30 protein-coding genes and 1 pseudogene are annotated in these 21,024 nt (G+C 46.6%); 9 read left to right on the top strand and 22 right to left on the bottom strand.

The genetic code is table 11. The features are described from left to right. Positions 1-62 precede the first annotated feature (62 nt). The 3 genes from KNO70_RS00370 to KNO70_RS00360 are packed head-to-tail and all read right to left on the bottom strand — an operon-like array spanning position 63 to position 1,509. A complete protein-coding gene (locus tag KNO70_RS00370; protein WP_214810698.1) occupies positions 63-425 on the bottom strand; it encodes a hypothetical protein in 363 nt (120 codons plus the stop codon). After that, positions 425-1,180, bottom strand: a complete 756-nt coding sequence (locus KNO70_RS00365; protein WP_214687671.1) for an HAAS domain-containing protein — start codon at positions 1,178-1,180, stop codon at positions 425-427. The genes KNO70_RS00370 and KNO70_RS00365 overlap by 1 nt, the downstream gene beginning before the upstream one ends. A 2-nt stretch (positions 1,181-1,182) precedes the next feature. Continuing rightward, entirely contained in the window at positions 1,183-1,509 is a 327-nt protein-coding gene (locus KNO70_RS00360; protein ID WP_074035498.1) for a PadR family transcriptional regulator, read from the bottom strand. A gap of 168 nt (positions 1,510-1,677) precedes the next feature. On the opposite strand from KNO70_RS00360, the gene KNO70_RS00355 reads away from it, so the two are divergent. Next, complete coding sequence (locus KNO70_RS00355; protein WP_214687672.1) at positions 1,678-3,135, top strand: aldehyde dehydrogenase family protein; 1,458 nt, start codon at positions 1,678-1,680, stop codon at positions 3,133-3,135. Positions 3,136-3,225: 90 nt separating this feature from the next. Then, on the top strand, positions 3,226-3,372 hold the full coding sequence (locus KNO70_RS00350; protein WP_214687673.1) for a hypothetical protein: 147 nt from the start codon (positions 3,226-3,228) through the stop codon (positions 3,370-3,372). Between the two features lie 264 nt (positions 3,373-3,636). Here KNO70_RS00350 and KNO70_RS00345 read toward each other — a convergent pair. The 7 genes and pseudogenes from KNO70_RS00345 to KNO70_RS00320 form a co-directional block, all read right to left on the bottom strand. Beyond that, positions 3,637-3,930 (bottom strand): annotated as a pseudogene (locus tag KNO70_RS00345) (IS30 family transposase); the annotation flags it as partial. Further along, complete coding sequence (locus KNO70_RS16055) at positions 3,918-4,088, bottom strand: helix-turn-helix domain-containing protein (protein ID WP_251025495.1); 171 nt, start codon at positions 4,086-4,088, stop codon at positions 3,918-3,920. The pseudogene KNO70_RS00345 and the gene KNO70_RS16055, both read right to left, overlap by 13 nt. A 131-nt stretch (positions 4,089-4,219) precedes the next feature. After that, positions 4,220-4,402 (bottom strand): DUF6440 family protein, encoded by a 183-nt coding sequence (locus tag KNO70_RS00340; protein ID WP_211782102.1) that lies wholly within the window; start codon positions 4,400-4,402, stop codon positions 4,220-4,222. Between the two features lie 220 nt (positions 4,403-4,622). Beyond that, positions 4,623-4,961: a zinc ribbon domain-containing protein YjdM gene (locus KNO70_RS00335; protein ID WP_078147819.1), complete on the bottom strand. Its 339-nt coding sequence runs from the start codon at positions 4,959-4,961 to the stop codon at positions 4,623-4,625. A 66-nt stretch (positions 4,962-5,027) separates the two neighbouring features. Continuing rightward, on the bottom strand, positions 5,028-5,540 hold the full coding sequence (locus KNO70_RS00330) for a GNAT family N-acetyltransferase (protein ID WP_078147820.1): 513 nt from the start codon (positions 5,538-5,540) through the stop codon (positions 5,028-5,030). A 92-nt stretch (positions 5,541-5,632) separates the two neighbouring features. Then, positions 5,633-5,962 carry a four-helix bundle copper-binding protein gene (locus tag KNO70_RS00325; RefSeq protein ID WP_012727586.1) on the bottom strand — a complete coding sequence of 110 codons (330 nt, stop codon included), beginning with the start codon at positions 5,960-5,962 and terminating at the stop codon, positions 5,633-5,635. Between the two features lie 78 nt (positions 5,963-6,040). Further along, the gene (locus KNO70_RS00320) at positions 6,041-6,652 is read right to left on the bottom strand and encodes a protein kinase family protein (protein ID WP_214685236.1); all 612 of its coding nucleotides are present in this window, start codon (positions 6,650-6,652) and stop codon (positions 6,041-6,043) included. Positions 6,653-6,800: 148 nt separating this feature from the next. Here KNO70_RS00320 and KNO70_RS00315 point away from each other — a divergent pair, with 148 nt between their 5' ends. The 3 genes from KNO70_RS00315 to KNO70_RS00305 all read left to right on the top strand — a co-directional run bounded on the left by KNO70_RS00315 (position 6,801) and on the right by KNO70_RS00305 (position 10,211). Further along, a complete protein-coding gene (locus tag KNO70_RS00315; protein WP_214810695.1) occupies positions 6,801-7,697 on the top strand; it encodes an aldo/keto reductase in 897 nt (298 codons plus the stop codon). Between the two features lie 285 nt (positions 7,698-7,982). Next, positions 7,983-9,248, top strand: a complete 1,266-nt coding sequence (locus KNO70_RS00310) for a hypothetical protein (RefSeq protein WP_078147823.1) — start codon at positions 7,983-7,985, stop codon at positions 9,246-9,248. Positions 9,249-9,353: 105 nt separating this feature from the next. Beyond that, positions 9,354-10,211, top strand: a complete 858-nt coding sequence (locus tag KNO70_RS00305) for a pirin family protein (RefSeq protein ID WP_078147824.1) — start codon at positions 9,354-9,356, stop codon at positions 10,209-10,211. A 39-nt stretch (positions 10,212-10,250) separates the two neighbouring features. Here KNO70_RS00305 and KNO70_RS00300 read toward each other — a convergent pair whose 3' ends face one another. Genes KNO70_RS00300 through KNO70_RS00285 form a run of 4 tightly spaced genes read right to left on the bottom strand, consistent with a single transcriptional unit; the run spans position 10,251 to position 11,912 of the window. After that, positions 10,251-10,553, bottom strand: a complete 303-nt coding sequence (locus tag KNO70_RS00300; protein ID WP_012727591.1) for a hypothetical protein — start codon at positions 10,551-10,553, stop codon at positions 10,251-10,253. 4 nt (positions 10,554-10,557) lie between these two features. Next, the gene (locus KNO70_RS00295; protein ID WP_168169880.1) at positions 10,558-11,031 is read right to left on the bottom strand and encodes a GNAT family N-acetyltransferase; all 474 of its coding nucleotides are present in this window, start codon (positions 11,029-11,031) and stop codon (positions 10,558-10,560) included. 2 nt (positions 11,032-11,033) lie between these two features. After that, positions 11,034-11,330: a hypothetical protein gene (locus tag KNO70_RS00290; protein ID WP_078147826.1), complete on the bottom strand. Its 297-nt coding sequence runs from the start codon at positions 11,328-11,330 to the stop codon at positions 11,034-11,036. A 57-nt stretch (positions 11,331-11,387) separates the two neighbouring features. Next, complete coding sequence (locus KNO70_RS00285; protein ID WP_214685232.1) at positions 11,388-11,912, bottom strand: GrpB family protein; 525 nt, start codon at positions 11,910-11,912, stop codon at positions 11,388-11,390. A gap of 152 nt (positions 11,913-12,064) precedes the next feature. On the opposite strand from KNO70_RS00285, the gene KNO70_RS00280 reads away from it, so the two are divergent. After that, positions 12,065-12,610 carry a TraR/DksA C4-type zinc finger protein gene (locus KNO70_RS00280; RefSeq protein ID WP_214810693.1) on the top strand — a complete coding sequence of 182 codons (546 nt, stop codon included), beginning with the start codon at positions 12,065-12,067 and terminating at the stop codon, positions 12,608-12,610. 44 nt (positions 12,611-12,654) lie between these two features. Here the strand turns inward: KNO70_RS00280 and KNO70_RS00275 are convergent, their stop codons facing one another. Beyond that, positions 12,655-13,638 (bottom strand): M23 family metallopeptidase, encoded by a 984-nt coding sequence (locus KNO70_RS00275; protein ID WP_078147828.1) that lies wholly within the window; start codon positions 13,636-13,638, stop codon positions 12,655-12,657. 348 nt (positions 13,639-13,986) lie between these two features. Further along, positions 13,987-14,775: a GNAT family N-acetyltransferase gene (locus tag KNO70_RS00270; protein WP_214758015.1), complete on the bottom strand. Its 789-nt coding sequence runs from the start codon at positions 14,773-14,775 to the stop codon at positions 13,987-13,989. Between the two features lie 51 nt (positions 14,776-14,826). Between KNO70_RS00270 and KNO70_RS00265 the strand changes: the two genes are divergently transcribed. Next, positions 14,827-15,291 carry a GNAT family N-acetyltransferase gene (locus KNO70_RS00265; RefSeq protein ID WP_214758013.1) on the top strand — a complete coding sequence of 155 codons (465 nt, stop codon included), beginning with the start codon at positions 14,827-14,829 and terminating at the stop codon, positions 15,289-15,291. On the opposite strand, the gene KNO70_RS00260 is transcribed toward KNO70_RS00265, so the two are convergent. From KNO70_RS00260 to KNO70_RS00250, 3 genes are read right to left on the bottom strand one after another with little or no spacing between them, the layout of a single operon-like run. Next, positions 15,280-15,870, bottom strand: coding sequence for an NUDIX hydrolase (locus tag KNO70_RS00260; protein WP_214810691.1), 591 nt, complete (start codon positions 15,868-15,870; stop codon positions 15,280-15,282). The two genes, KNO70_RS00265 and KNO70_RS00260, sit on opposite strands and share 12 nt — an antisense overlap. Further along, positions 15,867-16,880, bottom strand: coding sequence for a S66 family peptidase (locus KNO70_RS00255; protein WP_240499864.1), 1,014 nt, complete (start codon positions 16,878-16,880; stop codon positions 15,867-15,869). Before KNO70_RS00255 ends, KNO70_RS00260 begins: the two co-directional genes overlap by 4 nt. A 54-nt stretch (positions 16,881-16,934) precedes the next feature. After that, positions 16,935-17,243 carry a hypothetical protein gene (locus KNO70_RS00250; protein ID WP_078147832.1) on the bottom strand — a complete coding sequence of 103 codons (309 nt, stop codon included), beginning with the start codon at positions 17,241-17,243 and terminating at the stop codon, positions 16,935-16,937. A 142-nt stretch (positions 17,244-17,385) separates the two neighbouring features. On the opposite strand from KNO70_RS00250, the gene KNO70_RS00245 reads away from it, so the two are divergent. Both KNO70_RS00245 and KNO70_RS00240 read left to right on the top strand, forming a co-directional pair. Further along, positions 17,386-17,700 (top strand): hypothetical protein, encoded by a 315-nt coding sequence (locus KNO70_RS00245; RefSeq protein WP_078147833.1) that lies wholly within the window; start codon positions 17,386-17,388, stop codon positions 17,698-17,700. 73 nt (positions 17,701-17,773) lie between these two features. Further along, on the top strand, positions 17,774-18,559 hold the full coding sequence (locus KNO70_RS00240; RefSeq protein WP_078147834.1) for an SDR family oxidoreductase: 786 nt from the start codon (positions 17,774-17,776) through the stop codon (positions 18,557-18,559). Positions 18,560-18,594: 35 nt separating this feature from the next. Here KNO70_RS00240 and KNO70_RS00235 read toward each other — a convergent pair whose 3' ends face one another. The 3 genes from KNO70_RS00235 to KNO70_RS00225 are packed head-to-tail and all read right to left on the bottom strand — an operon-like array spanning position 18,595 to position 20,995. Continuing rightward, a complete protein-coding gene (locus KNO70_RS00235; protein WP_078147835.1) occupies positions 18,595-19,389 on the bottom strand; it encodes a GNAT family N-acetyltransferase in 795 nt (264 codons plus the stop codon). A gap of 44 nt (positions 19,390-19,433) precedes the next feature. Next, positions 19,434-19,931 carry an NUDIX hydrolase gene (locus KNO70_RS00230; protein WP_214685224.1) on the bottom strand — a complete coding sequence of 166 codons (498 nt, stop codon included), beginning with the start codon at positions 19,929-19,931 and terminating at the stop codon, positions 19,434-19,436. Next, positions 19,928-20,995: a saccharopine dehydrogenase family protein gene (locus tag KNO70_RS00225; RefSeq protein ID WP_214810689.1), complete on the bottom strand. Its 1,068-nt coding sequence runs from the start codon at positions 20,993-20,995 to the stop codon at positions 19,928-19,930. The genes KNO70_RS00230 and KNO70_RS00225 overlap by 4 nt, the downstream gene beginning before the upstream one ends. Positions 20,996-21,024 lie beyond the last annotated feature (29 nt).

Below are 21,024 nucleotides of genomic sequence, written 5' to 3'. Positions count from 1 at the left end.
CGTCTAACTGTACAGGAAGTAGAAACGAACATCAAAAAAGGGAGATATGACGTATCCCCCTCTCAATGTCTATTAGATGACTGGTTTGATTTTTGAGCTCCATAATTAATCAATATCACAAGTACCCCAATCAATATCGCGACCGACCACATATGAACAATCCCCATTAGATTTAACGGCTTGAAGAAGTATCCCCAATCGTTCTCAAACAAGTAGGCAAAATAAACCGACACACCATATGATCCAAGCAAGGAAGCTAATACAAAGCGTATTCGTAAATGTCTCAAAGATTGCTTCGTTACCCACCAAATGACAATCGGTACAATTAAATATCCAAATGGAAAACCCCAAACATAATCCATTGCCGCCACAAAAAACGCCCAAGGCAGAAGTAAGAAACTCCACAAACCGAGTCGCTGAAACATCAGACTCTGTCCTCTTTATTCTTCTTGGCCCAGACAAGAAAGAAAGTTGCCATTCCGACGAATAAAATCAACATCGAAAAAATCGATTGTTGCTCAAATGGTAAGCTTGTGCGGGAAAATGCATATTGAGGTACGTACAAAAGAATCGGGATGATTAAATTAATCCATGTTTTTGTCCATATGGAGGTTATAAGTAATATGACCACAGCAACTACGAATAATGCAAGTTGACCAATCGAACCGAATGTAACTGTTGGTGTCTCAATGAAAATATCAAGCATCATCAAGCCGAGAAAAGATAACATTGGTAATGTAGCAAGTAAGGCATAAGTTAGTATGTTTCTAAATTTGCTTTCTTTTGTGCGAATCGACATCGCTCGGAATGCTTGTGAGGCGGCCAATAAGAACAGTAAGGCTACTAGTGGAAACCCAATCATTTGAATCGTCGAGAACGTCATCTCACCTTGAATGAAGTTTCCGATGATGATATAAGCGAATAGGTTGAGGATGATCATTGCAATGATTTTCATAAACCCTTTCTTATCGAATGCCATCTCGCGACCAATATATTGCATATAGGATTTCGGACTTTGTCCAATGACATCGTCCACATTCTTCCCTGCTTGCTCCGCTTCTAGCAAGTGATCCTCTAATTCAAAGACAATATCTTTCACCTCAGTCTCAGATTTCCCACTTGATATCAGGTATACCGACAAATCATCTAAAAAATCACGACTTTTCTTTGAAAGTTCCATACTTATTCATCCTCCTCGAGTACACGGTTCACACCATTCGATACTTCAGCCCATCGTTGTTTAAATGCGAGTAATTCCTGTTGCCCGGCTTCTGTCAGAATATAGTACTTCCGTTTTGGACCTCCTGAGGGTAAAGTCTTTTGAATCGTTTCGACCCACCCATCTTTTTTCATACGCAGTAATACCGGGTATATACTTCCTTCGCTCACCATTGCGAAACCATAATTCTGTAGTTTCTCAGACATTTCATATCCATATGTCTCACCTTTACTAATAATGGCTAAAAGACACCCTTCAAGCAGACCTTTTAACATTTGACTCATTGCCATGGCGTGACCTCACTTTCAATCAACTATCTTGTTATACATAATAGTAATGGAAACCAATCCCATTTGCAACTACTTTGTAAAACAAGTTAGTTACACTTTCAGATGTTTATTTTTCTAAAACAAGTGAATACTTCTTATGGTGAAGAAAAAACAAAGGAGTGTTCAAATATGCATACAGATTTTACGAACATGTACATCAATGGTGAGTGGGTAAATGGATCAAGTGAAAAGTCGATCGACAACGTCAATCCGTTCTCGAACGAGACTCTCTTCTCGATTCAATCAGCGGATGAAGAGGACTTGAATCGTGCTTATGAAGCAGCCAAAGCGTCTCAGATGGACTGGGCCGACATGCTTCCACAAGTACGCCGTGAGTTGATTGAGAAGTTTGCTCAGATCACGATGGACAATAAAGACTATATTGTCGATTGGCTTGTGAAGGAATCCGGTAGTACACGTATTAAAGCAGAAGGCGAATTTGCTGCATCGATGGCTATCATCAAAGAGGCCGCGACGTTCCCTTTCCGTATGGATGGGCTTATCAAACCATCGATCGTGCCGAATAAAGAGAACCGGGTATATCGCAAACCACTTGGGGTCATCGGCATCATCAGCCCATGGAACTTCCCATTCCACTTGGCTGTCCGTTCAATCGTGACAGCTCTTGCAACCGGGAATACGGTCGTCGTCAAACCAGCCACTGCGACACCTGTCACGGGTGGGCTTCTATTCGCATCCCTCTTTGAAGAAGCAGGTCTTCCAAATGGTGTGCTCAACGTTGTCGTCGGTCGAGGGTCTGAGATCGGGGACGCCATTGTCGAACATCCAATCCCACGTCTCATCTCGTTCACAGGTTCGACTGAGGTCGGGCAAGGAATCGCAGAAAAGGCAGGTCGCTTGTTGAAGAAAACAGCACTTGAACTCGGGGGAAATAACGTATTCGTCGTGCTCGATGATGCCGACCTCGACCGCGCCGTCGAATCAGCTGTCTACAGCAAGTTCTTCCACCAAGGACAAATCTGTATGTCGACGAACCGAATCCTCGTCGCCGAGTCGATTCATGACGAATTCGTGGAGCGCTATGTCGAGCGCGTTAAACAGTTGAAAGCGGGTGACCCGAATGAAAAAGATACGCAAGTCGGCCCGCTCATCGACCATGATCAAGTCGATCGCATCTTAGACCAAATCGAGAAAACGGTTGATGCCGGTGCGACCGTTCATACTGGCGGGACAGCGGACGGCAACGTCCTCGAACCGACCGTCCTCAGTGGCGTCACAAATGACATGCCGCTCGCGAAAAATGAAATCTTTGGCCCGGTAGCTGTCATTCTCTCCTTTAAAGATGACGAGGAGGCGCTCCGTCTCTCGAATGAGTTACCATATGGATTGAGTGGTGCCGTTCACGGATCGGTTTACCGTGCAACCAACTTTGCACGAAAAGTCGAAACCGGCATGATTCACGTCAACGACCAATCGGTCAATGATGAACCACACATGCCGTTCGGAGGCGAGAAAAACTCTGGTCTCGGACGATTCAACGGCGAATGGGTACTCGAAGAGTTCACGACGCTTCAATGGGTGTCCATCATGCATGAACGTCGCGAGTACAAACCGTTCTTCTCGTAATACAATCAATACAGAACCAGGCTTGTCAGCCTGGTTCTGTATGCTGAAGAGCGTCCGATCAAGAAAGTGTATCTATACGGGACGTGGGTGGTGGCGGATGGGGACGTCAGCTTCGTCGTCTCAGAGCTGTCCAGGGATGTATTCGAATATGAAGTGATGCATGTGCATTGGCTCATCAAGTATCGGTTCGAGGATTGGGGAGTCTCTGAAGATGGGGCATGGGAGAAGGAATGGTGATTCGGGCTCATCGCACCGCTCCCCCCTGACGGCCCGATAACAAGAGCTACTGGCCCTTTCTGACGGAGGCACGGAGCTTAAGGGCAACGTCAAAAGCAAGACCGTGGGCGCGTCTAGTGACACGCGAAGGAAATATCTAACTTGATATCTGAAGGACAGAGCCTCGCGTAAAAAACGCGTTCTTTATTTGGTTGATGTATTCTATTTGAAGGTGAACGGGCGCCATTTCACAAGAGTATTGATATTAAAGAAAATGACGGTTTGTCAAATTAAGCGCAACACTTCCTCGGTGAAGGCCTCGTGTGCGGTTTTCCAGTTCAGGCATTTTCTCGGCCGCCCGTTGATCTTGGCGAGCGCGTCCGCGAGATCGTTGTGCGCCACCTGCGCGAAGTCCGTTCCTTTCGGGAAGAACTCGCGGAGGAGCCCGTTGGCGTTCTCGTTGCTCCCCCGTTGCCACGATGCGTACGGGTCGGCGAAATACATCGGCACGCCGAGTGACGCCTGGATGCGCTCGTGACCGCTGAACGCCTTGCCCCGGTCCGTCGTCACCGTCTCGTAGCGTTTCTGGGCACGTTCAGCCACGTAGTCGGGGTCCCGTCTGACCTCCCCGAGGGCTGTCGCCCGAGCCGTCTCGCGATGGACCGGATGGACATCCCGAGCTCCAGATAGGTCTCTATTTTCACGCGTTCCGTTGTAGTAAGATGAATATAGCTCATAGCGATTACTCCGTCTGAATGTTTGTGTCGTAACTTCATTCTACACGAGGACGTCGCTGCGGGCTTTTTGTGCGTTCATTTTTAGGTGTTGCGCTTAATTTTATAATTCATCGTTTCTTCATTCGATTTTCTCACAAAGGCGATTTCGGCTTCTCAATCACGACTTTTCCATGTTCATCTAAGAGCGGCGTCATTCCACTCAATCCTAAGCCACTAGTCATGATGTAATGCACGCCCGTATACTGATCCACGACAATTTTAATGATCCCGCCACTCATATGCTGTTTCGACTTCAATATAAATCGTTGTCCCACGACATACCTTCCCCCCTCTTTTTCGATTTAGAATGCCTTCACAATCATCTCATATCCACACGGAAAATCTACCATTTTTCACCATTTCAATCATTCTAAGAGTTCATTTACATCCTTTATATTTTGAATACGCTTATATATTATCATAAGCCACAATTTACAAAAAAAGACGAACTAGACCGCATTATACGACCTCATTCGTCAACAATTTGACTTTCTATTAGATTTTCTTCACGAACTCCGACTTCAGTTTCATCGCACCAAGTCCCTCGATTTTACAGTCGATGTCATGGTCACCTTCCACGAGTCGAATCCCCTTCACTTTCGTTCCTTGTTTGACGACAAGCGAGGTCCCTTTCACTTTTAAATCCTTAATCACGGTGACGGTATCTCCGTCTTGAAGCGGATTTCCGTTCGCATCTTTGATTTGTGACGCCGCTTCCGCTTCTGCCGCCTCACGCGGTGACCATTCATATGCACATTCCGGGCATACGAGCAACGGACCATCCTCGTACACATAAGATGATTGGCATTTAGGGCAATTCGGGTACTCAGTCATTCCATTTCCTCCATTCGATTCACTCGTTCCAGTATATCGTATGGTGGCTCCATCTTTCTAGACCGTTCACTCTTCCGTAGGCGATGCAGGACCTTCTAAATCAAGTTGATAAAACGATAAATCGAGCCATTTGCCGAATTTATATCCGGCATTTCGAATCGTACCGGAATGAACGAATCCAACTTTTTCATGCGCACGGATACTCGTCACGTTCGATGCGTCGATTCCACCAATCACCGTTTTCACTCCTCTCACTTCGGCGATACGGATGATTTCTTTTAACAGTTTGTTACCAATGCCTTTCCCGCGGTAACCGGGATGCACGTAGACTGAATGCTCGACCGTATAATGGTACGCTGGCCACGGACGGAATGGCCCGAACGTCGCAAACCCCATGACGACGTCATCCTCGACCCATACGATGATTGGACAATCTTGTTCTTTCTTCTCCTCATACCATGCCACTCGATTCTCGAGTGTCACCGGTTGATAGTGATAGACGGCCGTACTGTTTACAATCGCATCATTGTAAATATGTAAAATCATTTGAAGATCATCTCGTCGACAATTGCGAATCATCCCCATACCACCTTTTCGTTTTTTTCATTATACGAATCCCCTCTTCAAAAGACACGAAAAAAGTGACCGGTCCCATCAACCGGTCACTCAAATCATGCGGCTAAGCGGTCACACATCGAGGCGCATTCAGTACAAACTCTTGCGCATTCTTGGCAATGTGCGTGCTTATGTTTCCCGCACTCCTGTGCGCATGCTTTACAGATGACCGCACACGCTCGCGCGAGTTCAGGAACGAATGCCGAGTCACGCGTCATCGCCTCGGCAAGAAACGCACAGGCAGCGGCACATTCGCGGTCGAGTCGGATACAATCGACCATCATCTGAACATCTTTTTCTTCTAAACAAGATTCCAGGCAGTAGTTGCACGTTTCTACACATTCGTGGAGCATTTCAAGTTCGTTCGCATAGATCCGGTGAGCCATACATCATTCCCCTTTCGCTTCCTCAACTTTAGACACATTACTCCTGTTCCCTAATAAGCGAAAGAAAAACGACCCGGTTCAAGAATCCGGGTCGTTCACGAACTTACGATACAAGTAAGCGATTCGATTCAGCAGTGACTCATCATATTGTTTCGGCATGAAACGATAGCGATACAATCGATACATCCGCTTCAAGTCTTCCCACTGATGATCGATTTGTTGCCCTTGTCTGAAACGTGCCAAATCAATCAAGAAAATCTGCCCGTTCGGTGTCAAAATGATATTACGCAAGTGAACATCCGATGGCGTTAGTCCTAATAACCGTGCTTGTCGAAGCGCTTCATCCACTACCTCGATGTAAGAAGGGTCAATCCAGACGCCTTCCGTCAGACACTCAAATAGCGTCTTTCCTTCGATGTAATCCATAACGATATATGACGCACCGGACTCATAGCACTTCGGAAAGTAAGGGAGTCCCTTTAGTTTTTTATAGATTGCTGCTTCTTCGGTTGCGATTTGTTCATAGCCTGGAAAGAACACTTTAATGACACGATTCTTCTCCTTTAAACGAAACACGGCCGCACTTCGTCCAATTCCATGTAATCGAAGATCTGGGTGCATCGCGGCTACCTGAAACGAGTCACCCACCCGCTCGAAGGTGACGTCCGCATATTGTTCATAGTCACTCATCTGTCACGCCTCTTTCCTATTTCTCTTCTCTCTCATCATAGCGCATACAAGCTCATTTGACGCCAAAACTGCTCGAGTAGGTGACAAGTGACGTCTTTTCTCGTAAGACGTATAATGAAGAGCGACTGACAACCAAGGAGGAGTTACTATGCAACGCATCGCTTTGACAGAAGAATTATCATTCTCACGCATCGTCCATGGAATGTGGCGTCTCGCTGATTGGGACATGACCCCACAGGAACGCCTCACGTTTATCGAACAATGTCTCGAACTTGGCATCACGACATTCGACCATGCAGACATTTATGGCGGTTACACATGTGAAGGTTTATTTGGAGAAGCCTTAAAGTTAAAGCCTGAACTCCGAGATCAAATGGAGATCGTCACAAAGACAGGAATTAAATTGACGGGGTCATTCAACCCAGGTCAAACACTCAATTATTACGATACGACAAAAGAGCATATCATCGCGCAAGCAGAGCTTTCGTTAAAAGAGTTGGCCATTGACCACATTGATACATTACTCATCCACCGTCCAGATCCGCTGATGAATCCGGATGAAGTTGCCGAAGCCTTCATCACCTTGCGCGATAGTGGTAAAGTACGTGAATTCGGTGTATCTAACCATGTTCCGGCTACACAGAACTTGCTTCAATCTCGCCTTCCATTCCAACTTGTGACGAATCAACTCGAACTCTCTCCGATGCAATTGAAACATTTTGAGGATGGATCGGTCGATTTGTGTCACGAAAAACGAATGCCACTTATGGCTTGGAGTCCACTAGCCGGTGGTCAACTCTTCAAAGATGAACAGTATGCACCCCTTCGTGAAAAACTCGAGGAAATTCGTGCACGTCACAATGCAAGCGGAATTGATTCGATTGTGTATGCATGGCTCGTCAAACACCCTGCGAACATTATGCCGATTATCGGATCCGGAAAAATCGAGCGCGTTCAGACAGGAGTCGACGCCCTTCAAATCGACCTCACTCGTGAAGAATGGTTCGAAATTTTGAAGGCGGCACGCGGTCGAGATGTTGATTGAAGGAAACTTCATCAAATAAATCCCAGTGAATTATAAAGTGATAATTTAGAAGAATAATCGGCTTTTTTCAATGTCTCGTAATATCAACGTTTTTTCGTCAAAAATCGACATACAAAAAAGTTAAAAAGTAAAAATAAGTCATAAATGGTTTTATACCCCGTCCAGTTCAAGTTGGACGGTTTTTTTGATTTTTTTTCGAAATAACAAATTAATTTTCCTAAGACTAAAGTCACAAAAAATTGGTGCTAGAATGGTGAAAGTGATTCATCGAAGGAGAGTACCGATGTGAAAAAGTACCTGATTTTCAGTACCCTCGTCATCCTGTTTTTCTTATTCGGATGCGAGGAAGAACGCGCACTCCGACTCCAACCCGCTCCTGAATATTATCAAGGACGTGCCCTGTTACCAAACGGACAACAAATTGAAATGCCCGAATCGGATCGTGCAGCGATTATCGAGTTATGTCAGCCTGACAACGCGATTCAAAGAATTCCAAGTGGTGAAAGACATTGGCTCGGGACGGTCACATTGAACCAACCGTTGACTAATGCCGCCACCGAATCTTCTTTTCCAACCGCAACTTTTTTCACTGTCGAAGATAAATCATATGTCCAATGTCAACTCGATTCCGTCACATATGCCACCGAAATTAACACGCTTCCTGAAAGTTTAAACGATGTTCAATATACGGCTGAACCTTATCCGGATGTTCCGAAATTCCGATTTGCTGAGCCCCATGAATATGAGCATTTCGCACAAGAGATGAAAAAGCCGATAGGTAATGAGCCCTATCCAGAAAGAAAAGGGATCGAGCATACACTTTTCCATATCACGATGCCTTTCAGTGGTGAATTTGAACTGACCTTTACATCGTCCGAAGCCAAAGACCGCCTCGTCATTCCTGTCGAATCAACAAGGCATCCCTATTTGTCACTCGGGCTCGGGACAGAAAAGTCTGATGAGGTGTTACAATACGCGATTTATACGAGCCGAGATCAAAATGACTATCAAGAAGTATTGCGACCGAAAGAAGCGCATATTTCACAAATGTTCGGAGCCAAAACAGCTCCGCAACTCCCTTCGGTTCTTGTACCGGGTCATGAGTATCCACTCTACAGTTTTACGTTCATGAAAAACGGAACGGCCCATCGTCAGAACGTCTCCTTGACGTATCATGAACCCAAGTTGTTGTATGGAAAAGAATTGAGTGAACAAATTCACGACAAATTAAGTAGTCAACGTCATGTCATTTTTCATGACTTGGCACTCCTTGGAACGGAATCAAAAGATGCCTCCTTCCTACAACATGTCGGTCAAGATGAAATGGAATTTATTTTTGGCGCCATCAAACGAGCTAACGCGACCGCCTATGCAGGCAAGACCGCTTCCACACCTTATGTGACCCTATTTCAAGGGATATGCGCCCAAACGTTTGATGTTAGCTATGATGGTGCAGATGTGTACGTGACCAATTCAGAGACAGGCGCCCATTTTAAGCTACTACGTGAGGATGCCATCAAGTGGTATAACCTGTTTGAACAAAACACTTAATCTGACAGATGCGAATGCGTCTGTCTTTTTGCATATTCATGAAGCAAATATAGTACGATGAGACATATTTTTTGGGAAGATAGGAAGAGAAAGGAGTGAATCTTTGTGACAAATCCATTTATACGTGACGTGAACCATCATTGGCGCGTCTCCTATCGACAAAACGGGTATCCCCATGTGCAACAGGGCTGGGTGTTACCTCCAGAACAAAAAGAGGAGTTCGATCCATTTATTTTGATGGCAGAAGACTGGTTCAAGCGTGGGACGTTTTCGGACCATCCCCATCGTGGGTTTCAAACAATCACGTATGTCATCGATGGTCGTCTAGAACATATTGATAATCATGGGGGACATTCGATTTTGGACGCCGGTGATGTTCAGTATATGAACGCCGGATGGGCCGCTAGACACGCCGAAGAAGCGGTCGACGATGATTTGATCCATACGCTGCAGCTCTGGTTGAATTTGCCGAAGTCATTAAAAACAACAACCACTTCCTATCAGAACGTATACGTCGAGGACGCACCCCTCGTTCCTTTCGACGGCGGGCAGCTTCGTGTCTATTCCGGCGAAATCGCGGGTGTAAAAGGGCCGATGGAAAGTCTCGTCCCCATCACGATGACAGAAATAACGCTGAAAGAAGGTGGCGAATACGAACACATCTTGCCTGCGAATCATAACAGCTTTTTGTACGTACTCGCTGGTTCAATTGAAGTTGGGTCTTCCAAAATCCCGCTCAGTAAAACTGATGTGGCGACACTGACGTTCGATGAAACATCTGAAGCGATGAGCACACTTCAACTGAAGGCCACGACGCGTACACGGGTGCTCATCTATTCCGGAAAACCGATTCGCGAAGACTATATTGCGCATGGTCCATTCGTGATGAACACGGAAGAAGAAATCCGCCAAGCTTTCCGCGATTATCATAGCGGCGGGTTCGGGCCCCCAGCCGTCAAATAAACAAAGGGAGCCTCTCGACTAGAGAGCTCCCTTTTCTGATTATGATCGATCTGGTTGTAGGACCGTCTGTTGTGTTGGAACATGACCGATCGGGACAGTCCGTTCGACGAGAACGTAACGCTTGCCTTCCACTTCAAACTTGCGGTCGCCAAGGTAGTGAGCGCTCTTTCCATCTTCGTATAGTTTCGACAAGATAGCAGGTACGTACTCTTCTAGTTTTGTATAGTGCTCATCGAGGGTCATGACGATATTGCCACCCTTATATCCGAGCCAGTAACTATAAAAGAACCAACCTAACGACAGAACTCCGAGAATTCCTAATCCAATTGTGAGTAATTCCATCATGTTATTCCTCCAATTTTTTCATAACAATCTGACGTTTTGGGGTGAACCCGATTTCGCCATAAAACGAGGCGGCATCCGTATTACTCATCCAGTAATCTAGTTCAATCGATCTGAATTGGTGGTCAAGCGCCCATTGCTCCATCCATTCCATCACACGTCGACCGTAACCGTTCCGTTGATACATGGGGTCGATACTGATGTGATGAACATACACCACGCGAACAGCTTGACGAAACGCGTTCGCCTCACCCACTTTCTCTTCGAACCATATGTAACCGATTGGAGTTGCTTCAAGCTGCATCACCATATAGTGATGGCCGGGTCTTCCAATCAGTGTCGAAAAGGCTTCGTACATCTTCTCTTCCTCATACTCCGCAAAAAAGGTCGGATTCATATGGACGTGATGCTCATGGATGGAACGATTCAACCGTGCGATGAGACGGGCATCAATCGTAGGGATAAATGTGATCTCCATCATCAGGTATAGTTTGAATGGTTTCGATCTTCGTTTACACCGTGCGGTTTTTCAGTTCCGCGCAACGTATGCTCACTCGAAGCCTCCGTTCCTTTCCCATTTAGGCGACGTTGAAGCGGACGGGCCAAAAAGTAACCAATCAAGAGCGAACTAGGTAAGACGAGAAAAAATGTACCGAGCAATGTCAACATGTACCCTTTGTCCGAGTCTCCGGCAATCGCGCGGAGGACAAAGAACAGACCGACGAAAACAAGTGCGGCCAAAGCATATTCCACACATTTCCCGAGAAATCGTTTCACACGACATCTCCCCCTTCAAGGTTTGATGTATTATACGACCATTTCCATAAAAAGGTTTCACACGTCTTGATTTTCTTTATACCACTTCGTCGCCAACCGTTCCGTCTCGATGACCCAGTCATGCTTTCCTTGAATGTATCCTTCCATGTCTTCTGGGTGCTGTGCCGCAAGTTGAAGCTTCAGCTCACCATACGCATCGCGAACGTCAGGATAAGCTCGCAAGTAATCCCGGAAGGCAAGGTGTCTTATGACATCCGGATTCCCTTCTTCAAACACATGCACGTGAACCGTCCGTTCTTCTTCTCCTTTACGGAAATAGCGACGCTTCGGAATCCCATATTCACCAAGTCCACGGTACCCGAGTGCCTCCATCCGCTCCGTGTAGTCATCGACTCGTTCGATGTCCCGTACGACCGGCATCATGTCGATGATTGGTTTTGCAGCCAATCCTTCGACCGATGTACTTCCAATATGATGGATCGCGACAAGCTCCTCTTCGAATAACCGACTCAATTTACCAGCCTCTTCTTCAAACTTTTGATTCCATTCTGGATTGTATTTCACTACTTCGACTTTTCTCATGATTCGTTCCTCCTTTTTTAAAAGAACTCTTTATTCTCATCATACCCTTTCTAAACATCGCTCGACATGAGGGATTCCACTTCAAATGGTTTGTACACAAATAAAATGGGAAACCTTATATTAATGACTTGAGAACTGGAGAGTGAATGGATATGTTGACTGAAGAACAAATCGAAACGTTTAAAAAACGATTATTGAAAGAAAAAGCAAAAACCGAAGGATACATGGATAATCGGGAAGAGACATATGATGAAGGAGCGCTCTCTCATTACGACAACCACCCTGCCGACTCGGGCGAAGAGCTCTTTTTACGAGAGCGAGACCAAGCCCTTAATGAGCTCGATGAAGAGTTCTTGAGTGACGTCGATAAGGCGCTATTAGCCATTCAGAATGGGACATATGGACAATGTGAGGTGTGTGGGAAAGACATTGAACTAGACCGTCTGGAAGTCATTCCAGAAGCCACCCTTTGCATCGAACACGCCCGGGCACAAGAAGAGGAAGAACACGCGCATGAAGTCGATCGACCGGTTGAAGAAGACGTGTTGAACCCTAATGAGACAGCTCGACGCAAAGAGTTAGACGGAACGGATCAACCTGGTCAAAAAACGGACGCCTTCTCCCAAGTAGAAGACTACGGAAGCTCAGATACGATTGCCGACAGCGAAGGCAACCACGATCCGACGCGCGAACAGTAAAAGATGCCCTGACCTCATTCGAGAGGCTCAGGGCATCTGTCTGCTTAAAACGTGGCTTTTACCGGAGAAGCACCACCGAGGCGCTCCGCCAGTTTCATCGGGTCGACGGCATTCCCAGCTGAACTAGCCGAGAAATTGTAGTCCCCTTTATAAATCTCAAAGTGTAAGTGCGGACCTGACGAGTTGCCCGTGTTTCCGATTTGACCGATCGGTTCGCCTTGGCGTACTGACTGACCTGTCTTGACATCCACTTTGTGCAAGTGTGCATACACGGTCGTCCATTTTTGACCGTCTACGTTGTGTTCGATTTGTATGTGGTTTCCATAAGGTCCACTGGAGCTGACTTTTGTCACTTTTCCAGCTTCCGCGGCGTATACAGGTGTACCTGTTTTGGCAGCAATATCGAGACCATTATGGAATGTGTATCCGAACTGTCCACTCGCCGAACCGAACCCTTGAGAGAGGCGACCTTCCGCCGGCATTAAAAACCGATCGGGTGCCATCGCTTCATACCGTTTCTTTAAATCACTCAACTGATTCGTTTGTTTCTTATATTGTTTCGACTTTTCGTCATATGACGCTTTCACGTCTTGACGTGTCGCTTCAATTTGCTCTTGTTCTTCTTTCAGTTGCTCCAATGCTTCATTTGCTTGGTTTTTCTTTTCAACAAGCTCTTGATGTGCTTCTTCCGCTTCAGCGGCTTCCGCTTTCGCACTCGGCAACACCGAAGAAACGACTTTTGCGAAGAGCGACTGTTCTGCAGGAATGAGTGACTCCTCCACTTCTTCTAATTCTTTAGAAGTTCCTTCAATTTTATCTCGCAATGCCTCCGCCTTATGGTCGACTTGCTTCAACTTCGTTTGAATGGCGTGAATGGATTGTTTCGTATCTTTAACCTGCTGCTCCGTTTGTTGCAATGACTTTTCCGTTTGAACGAGGTCTTGCGGGGACATGTTGTCGGCAGATGCGATTTGTCCTTGGAATAAGAGAACACCAACACCCGCTGTCATGATGAGTTGTTTCCACATATATATAATAAACCCTCCAAATTAATACATTCATGAGCTTCAAAAAAGCTACATGTGCGAATATACCACTGGGGGTTAAAAAATTCAATATATGAAGTTTTTCATTTTCATGTCATACATGACAGCATGATGTGATATTTTCATGTGTCACTTCACAAGGATTTCACTAGCGTTTTTTTGTATAGTATCCCACCCAGACGATACCACCGATGGAAAGGAGTGTTACACTCACACTAACTACTAGTATACCTCGCGACAGGTCGGGTGAAAGATTTGTTGTCAGCGCAATCAGGGTCGCGGTATTTCCACTAATCAGCGCAATGATACAGATGACCAACAACCGCTTCATCAAGCGTCCTTCACCATTTCAAATTGGGCAATCTCGTCTTGGACAAATCCCAATCGTCGTGCCGCTTCGACCCATTCAGGACGGTCTGATGTCAACGTGACATGAAGTGGCGATCGGCTCGCGGCCGCCCGCAATAGCCATTCCGCTTCTTCTGCTTGTCCAAAAACATCGAGCAAGACGTGATCGCGGTATAACAAAAATCCTATTCGATTCCCTTCTACGACTTTCACTAACTCAGCAGCTTGTTGGGTCACGCGCACATCGCGTTGCCAAATCGGAACGTGACTCGCCGCCGGATACAACTCATCAAATAACGTTTGAATCGGTTCATACGTCATGTCTGCGTTCGTTTCTAATGACACCGCTTGGAAGTAGAGAATTTCTCGAGTCGTTTCGTAACCTAGTCGTTCATAGAGAGACACTGCCGCATCATTGCCTTGAATGACTTCGAGTAAACGAGTGCCTACTGCCGCCTCTTCAAATCGTTTCATCAATTCGGTCGCGACTCCTGCTTTTCGGACATGTGGGGCGACAGCAAGCCCACCACAACGTGTCTGCCATCCTGAATCAAGATGTGCAATCCCGGTTAACACGACACCGACAGGTTCTTCACCATCATAGGCTACAATGGAACGGGACGGCTGATTTTGATCACGAACAAGAAAAACATCTTCGAAAGTCTGCTCATCAAATTGAAACGGAATAATATAATCAGAAAAACCGCTCATAAACGCACGGTATAAATCTTGTATTGGTGGATTTTGACGGTATGTAAACTGTGTCGACATATAATTCCCCTTTTCTGAATAAAAATCAATAATGCTCGAAGGAGACTTCTTATGAAAATCACGCTCGAATATCGAAATAGGACGCATCAATCGATTCTCGATACGTTCGCACTACCGACGGACCAAGAAAAGTATACGACCCTGCCCAAAGACATGGATGATCCATTACCTGATGGCGTTCATCCGATTGTCATCGTCGCATCGAAACCAGTCGGGATGTTCTTACTCCATGACAACGAACGCGTCATTTCCTATACGACCGAGTCGAATGCTTTGCTCTTCTCCGCCTTTGCTATTAACTATGAGGACCAAGGGAAAGGCTACGCTAAAGCGGCACTCCAAGCACTTCCGCAGTTCGTAAAGCAACATTTCCCTCATATTCGTGAAATCGTCCTGTCGGTCAATCTGAAAAACGAAGCCGCTTTCTCCCTTTATACGAACGTTGGGTGGAGCGATACTGGACGTCGAATCGGTGGACCGATCGGCGAACAGCGTATTCTTTCCTTAACGATTTAAAGCATCCATTCGTGTCAAACTCTCAAATATGTTTTGCCAGTAAGTCAGACGATGCGGAACTAAATCGGCTTGCGTGATTTGAACAAGATGATTCGTCATCAGTGAGCGTCCCTCAATCGTGCACATGCGTCCTGCTGTGATCGACATCAGTTCATTTCTTTGAACAGCTACGACATCCATCACTTCCTGGTCGTCAAACCGAAGTGTTTCATCTTGATAGACGTAGCCGTACGTATGTGCAAACTCGCGATCAAGAAACTCGTCCAGTTCAATCACGTCTTCAAAGATTCCCATAAAGGTGAGCTGTTCGAACGTCAATGACAGTCCGAGCTCTTCTTCAATTTCACGAACGCCATTCGCTGTTGTCTCATCTGTTGCGAGGTGTCCCGCTGCCGTAATATCATATTTCCCGGGGAAATCCTGTTTCTCCATGCTTCTTCGCTGAAGATAAATGAGGTCTTCTTTCCAGAACCAGCAGTGGAACGTCTCATGCCAATCCCCGTCAAGATGAACTTGATTTCGCTCCTTCTCCCCTATTTTCCGGTAATTCTCGTCAAAAATAGTGAGGTGCTCCTTCATTCCGACACCCCATCTTCTAAAAATCGGATAATCCCATTCGTCGTATCTAACTCAACTTGAATGCCAATCGGGAAAACGTGTGATGGAAACGTGTGACCGATATCGACATTCGTCAAAATCGGAAAATCTTTTTCTCCGATGATTTCAAGCAACAAGTCGTTGAATGAGAAGGGAGCTGATTGATCTTGAAAATGCTCATGCTTCCCGATAATCAGACCCGAAATCTCATCAAACACACCCGCCAGCTTCAGCATACTAAGCGAACGTTCTTCTTCAGCCATCGTCTTAAACGAGTCTTCTAGGAATAGAATCGCACCTTTCAAATCGGGATAATAATCCGACTTGAAGAACCCAGACATCGTGTTCAGATTCCCGCCAATCAACGTTCCTTTTGCCTTTCCATCCTTCAGAGAAATCCATCCTTCATTCGGTTGGAACGTCTTGATACGTTGTTGCGTCGACCAATCGAGCATCTCTTCCGTCCATTCATCAGGGATATGTAACTGAAACGGAGCCGTTCGTTCTAAACAGAGGATGTCTTTGACATATTGCTCCCCCGTCTCGAACATCCCTCCGTATTCACCGAATGAGGGGACGATTGCCGGACCGTAAAATGTGACGACGTCCGTTTTGGCATAACAGGCCATCAAGATTGCCGTGACATCACTATATCCCATGATGATTTTAGGATGACGTCGGAGTTGTTCATAATCGATATATGGTAACACCGAGTTCGAATTTGTTCCACCAATTGTACTGATGATCGCTTTCACTTCAGGATCATGTAAAAATGCGTTCAATTCGTCAGCACGATCCCGAATGGACGAGGACCGATATCCTTCTGTTTTATATGTACACGTGCCCTCTTTCACCTTGAATCCCATCCGCTTGAGCTGTTCAACCCCACGTTGGTAACGCCCCTCAAACTGAACAGGTGCCGGAAAAGAAGGCGTAATGATCCCTATCGTATCCCCCACTTGCAACTTTGGCGGTTTAATTATGATCCCCACTCCCTCGTAACATCATTATGACCGCATTATACCGTAGGAGTGGTAAGTCATGCTTCAAAATAAATCAGGGTCTTCCGATAACGTTCTCACTTTTCGAACTTTCGCCGGGCGTCCTGTCCATCCGAGTGCCACAAAGAAAAATGCACCTGCGAGTACACCAAATAAAGCGGTCAACCCTACTTGAATCCCCACAAATCCATACTGTTCTCCCAGTTTCACGAGGAAGAGCGGTGCGAACAGGCAAGTCATACTGAGTGAAAAAAGACCTCCCCATACCCGTCGCTTTGCATTACCAATGGTGAACCAACCGAACCCGATCCATACACAAGCAACCAATCCTAGCGCACTAACCATCATCCACATGCCCACACCTCACCTTTTCGTTTTCCTTTCTATTCCCCATTTTTCTTGTGATTCCTACTATTTTTTCAAGTAATGAGAGAATTTCCGGGTAAAGGTAAATTAGACAAGATGCGAAACGGGACAACAAAGGAGTGAGGTGTGCATGCGTTCACGATTAACCTTTGCCTTAATCTTTCTCGGTCTTTTTTTAGTCGCCGTTTATTGGATGAGCACGTGGAATGACAATATGGTCGAAGGACAGATTGAACGAATCGATATCCCCCAAATATTGATTGAATCTACCGAATCCTCTAAAGAAGTCACATTGCGTGTCATCTTAATCAATGATCAAACCGAAGTCACCGGCATCGTCAATAGCGTACAAGGGTTACAGAGCGGCCAACTGGTGACAATCGAGGTCATCCCGACGGATTCGAACTTGAACATCGCACGCACCATCGAAGTCACCGCTCCATGATTTTTTGAAATGAAGCGTAACTTTTCCAGAACTGTGGAATATGAGAACAGAATCATAAAAAGGAGTGATCGGATTGATTTCAAATAAATTACTATCTGGAAAAGTAGCGTTTGTGACCGGGGCAGCCTCCGGAATCGGACGTGCCGCGGTCATCCGCTTCGTTCAAGCCGGAGCAAAAGTCGCCATTGTCGATTTGAATGAAGAAGATGCGATGCGTCTCGCAAGCCTTGTCGGGGAAGAACGCGCTATCGGCATCAGTGCAGATGTGTCGGATGAATCCGCAATGAAAGAGGCCTACGAACGGACAATGGAACGATTTGGTCAACTCGATATCGTCTTCGCGAACGCCGGTCGAAACGGGACCATCACACCGATTGAACATTTATCATTGGATGATTGGAATGGCGTGGTGGAGACGAACCTCACTGGAACCTTTTTGACCGTCAAACATGCTATTCCCCATTTGAAAGAGAATGGCGGGAGTATCATTATCACTTCATCGATTAACGGGAACCGCTATTTTAAAAATTTCGGATTCAGTGGCTACGCGACGACGAAAGCAGGTCAAACCGGCTTTGCGAAAATGGCTGCTGCGGAACTCGCTCAATTCGGGATTCGTGTCAATTCTATCTGTCCCGGGGCCATCGATACGAATATTGACGATTCGACCAATCGAGACGATGCGTTGCTCGAAGAAATTGTCATTCCAATCGAATATCCACTTGGGAATCAACCGCTTGCCGGAAAATCGGGCTCCGCGAAACAAGTCGCCGATGTCGTCTTATTTTTCGCGAGCAACATGTCGAGCCACGTCACGGGCTCTGAAGTATACGTCGATGGGGCTGAATCGCTCTTGTAATCGAAAAGCAGGTCACCTCACCCGAGGCGACCTGCTTATTTAAGGATTGGACTTTTCATGACCGCTTTTTGATAGAACGGCTGAAACCCAAGCCGCTCCATGTTGCGACCGGATGCCGAATCGACCTTCGTCGTGACCGTCAACAGATTGCATCCAAGTGCTTTCGCTTCGGCAATTCGTTCCAAAATAAGTTGTGTCTGGTACCCTTTTTGCCGATACGTCGGAACGGTGCTCGTCAGAAACAATTCTCCAATCCCGTCTTGCGTGGCTAAAATCCCACCCGCTACGACAGCATCCTCTTCTCGCACGAGATAAGCATGATTACTCGGTAGTGCGTAAAAGCCTTTGGCTGTATCGACCGTCTCTTGAAGGATTGTGCCCGACTCGGCGAATCCAGCCGCAATGGCGTATGCCCACTCATGGAGTGTCTCATCCTTCACTTTTTCGACCTGGGTCGGTACAGATGTGGAGGCATGCTGTGTCAAATCCAACGTCCATACGTCCAAAAAATGATCGAGCGTGTAGTTACGTTCTTGCAATAAGCGGAGCAAGGAATCTTCCGCTAATGGGCAAACTTCAATATGTAAACGTGATACGTTCTTCCCACGCACCCATTTTTCCATTTGATGCAGGTCGTAAAAGCTTGTCGGCCGATTCAATCCGAATCCGACCGCAAAACTCATATTTCCCATTTTGAACACGTGCCCTTTTCCTTCTACGTGTAGTTCCGCACCTTCATAGGGAGGGGTTTGTTTACGATATCGAATGTAAGCAGACGTCCCCTCTGCTTTGATGCGTTCGATACGCCTTGCCAATTCTAAACGATTCACGCTGTTCCCTCCCTTATATATTCTATGTTGAGTGTAGCACATGTTCACGGTCGAATGAGATGACCGTATTGAATCAGCCGTTCCCGGACTGAAGGGACGAGTTCTACACACTCAAGGACCGTCTCCCACTCTTGTAATGTCACATCGACGACTTCATCTACTTGCAGTAATAGTTGTTCGAGGTCAATCGGTTTCTCGCACACGAGACAATACATATCCAAGAAATATGTGCCCCGCTCAATCGTTGTCACGAACCGGAGTTGCTCAGGCAATACATATAGTCCTAACTCTTCTCTTAGCTCACGGACCGCACCTTGTCGACTCGTTTCCCCAGCCAAAATCGAGCCGCCCGTCCCTTCCCACAGAAGCGGATACGTCTTATCCGGATGACGCTTCGACAGCAATAATCTCCCATCTGGATCGAACGTGAACACTTCGATGACCGTGTGAAACGTATGCGGCTCTAATTCATCCCCACGAAAGTGCGTTCGACCGAGCGGTTGCCGGTTTTCGTCGAGTAAATCCCATACTTCTCGATTCATGGACGAATCTCATCAATCACGAACGAAGAGGAACCTTGAATCTCTTCGATAAAGTGAGATCCGAATAGCATGGCTGGTGTAAAGCTTCCGGCAAGCATCCCACCCGAACCGAGCAACCGCTTGACGACGGCGAGCGCCCCGTAAACAGTGAAGGCATACGTACTTGCCGTTTGAATACGGACGACTACTTTTCGTCCTTCCTCATTCGTTGCTTCGCCCCATACGTACGTCGATGATTTTTCACGTACAGCCTCGTCTGGTCCCGATACGTTTTCGTCGACATAACGGAGCAAGCGTTCCTGCACGGCCTCTTTTCCGAGAATCGGGCTGAACCATGACAAAGCGCGAGCAGCATAGGCGGCCGCTGTCGGTACAGGAACCCAAGTCGTAATATTTGGAATGTCCGTCGTGTAGTAGGCGGTCGAAACGTCTCCCCACGGAATCGCAATGGCGGTACGGCTTCCGCGACTAAAATCAATCGTTCTCCGCTTTGCCCCAATTGGAAATGATGATAATTTGCCGTTCACACGTTCCACACTACTCGACCCTAGTCCACGAACGGCCGTCTTCATGGTTCCTGGTGAGATGCCGGCTGCCGCCGAAAAGCCAAGAGCGAGTGTTGTCGCATCCGGTATCAACTCTTTTAATTTCCGCGCGACACAGTCGGTCGGAATGACATCAAATCCGACACCCGAGCATAAAATCACACCACGTTCTTTGGCTTGAGCCGCTTGCTGTTTAGAATGGACATATTCGAACACTTCGATTTCCCCGGTAATATCTAAGTAATGCGTACCTGTCTCTAGACATGCCTCGATCATCACTTGGCTCGTATCCGTGAAAGGACCTGCACAATGAAGGACTAAATCTACATCGTGAAGCGCCTCGATTGCGGCTTCACGACTCAATGCGAAAATCGATGTTTCGCAACCCAGTTCATCTCCTAGGCGATGAATCGCTCTTGCGTTTCGTCCGGCAAGAACCGGACGCATTCCGTCACGAGCGGCTTGTCGTGCAATCAGCTCACCCGTATAGCCATTCGCCCCATAAATCATCCATCTCATTTTTACCCCTCCTTATGTTAATGTATCCT

Origin of the sequence: Exiguobacterium sp. s181 (assembly GCF_018617125.1) — a bacterium.
Classification (GTDB): Bacteria; Bacillota; Bacilli; order Exiguobacteriales; family Exiguobacteriaceae; genus Exiguobacterium; species Exiguobacterium profundum.
This window is presented reverse-complemented; position numbering and strand designations above follow the sequence as displayed.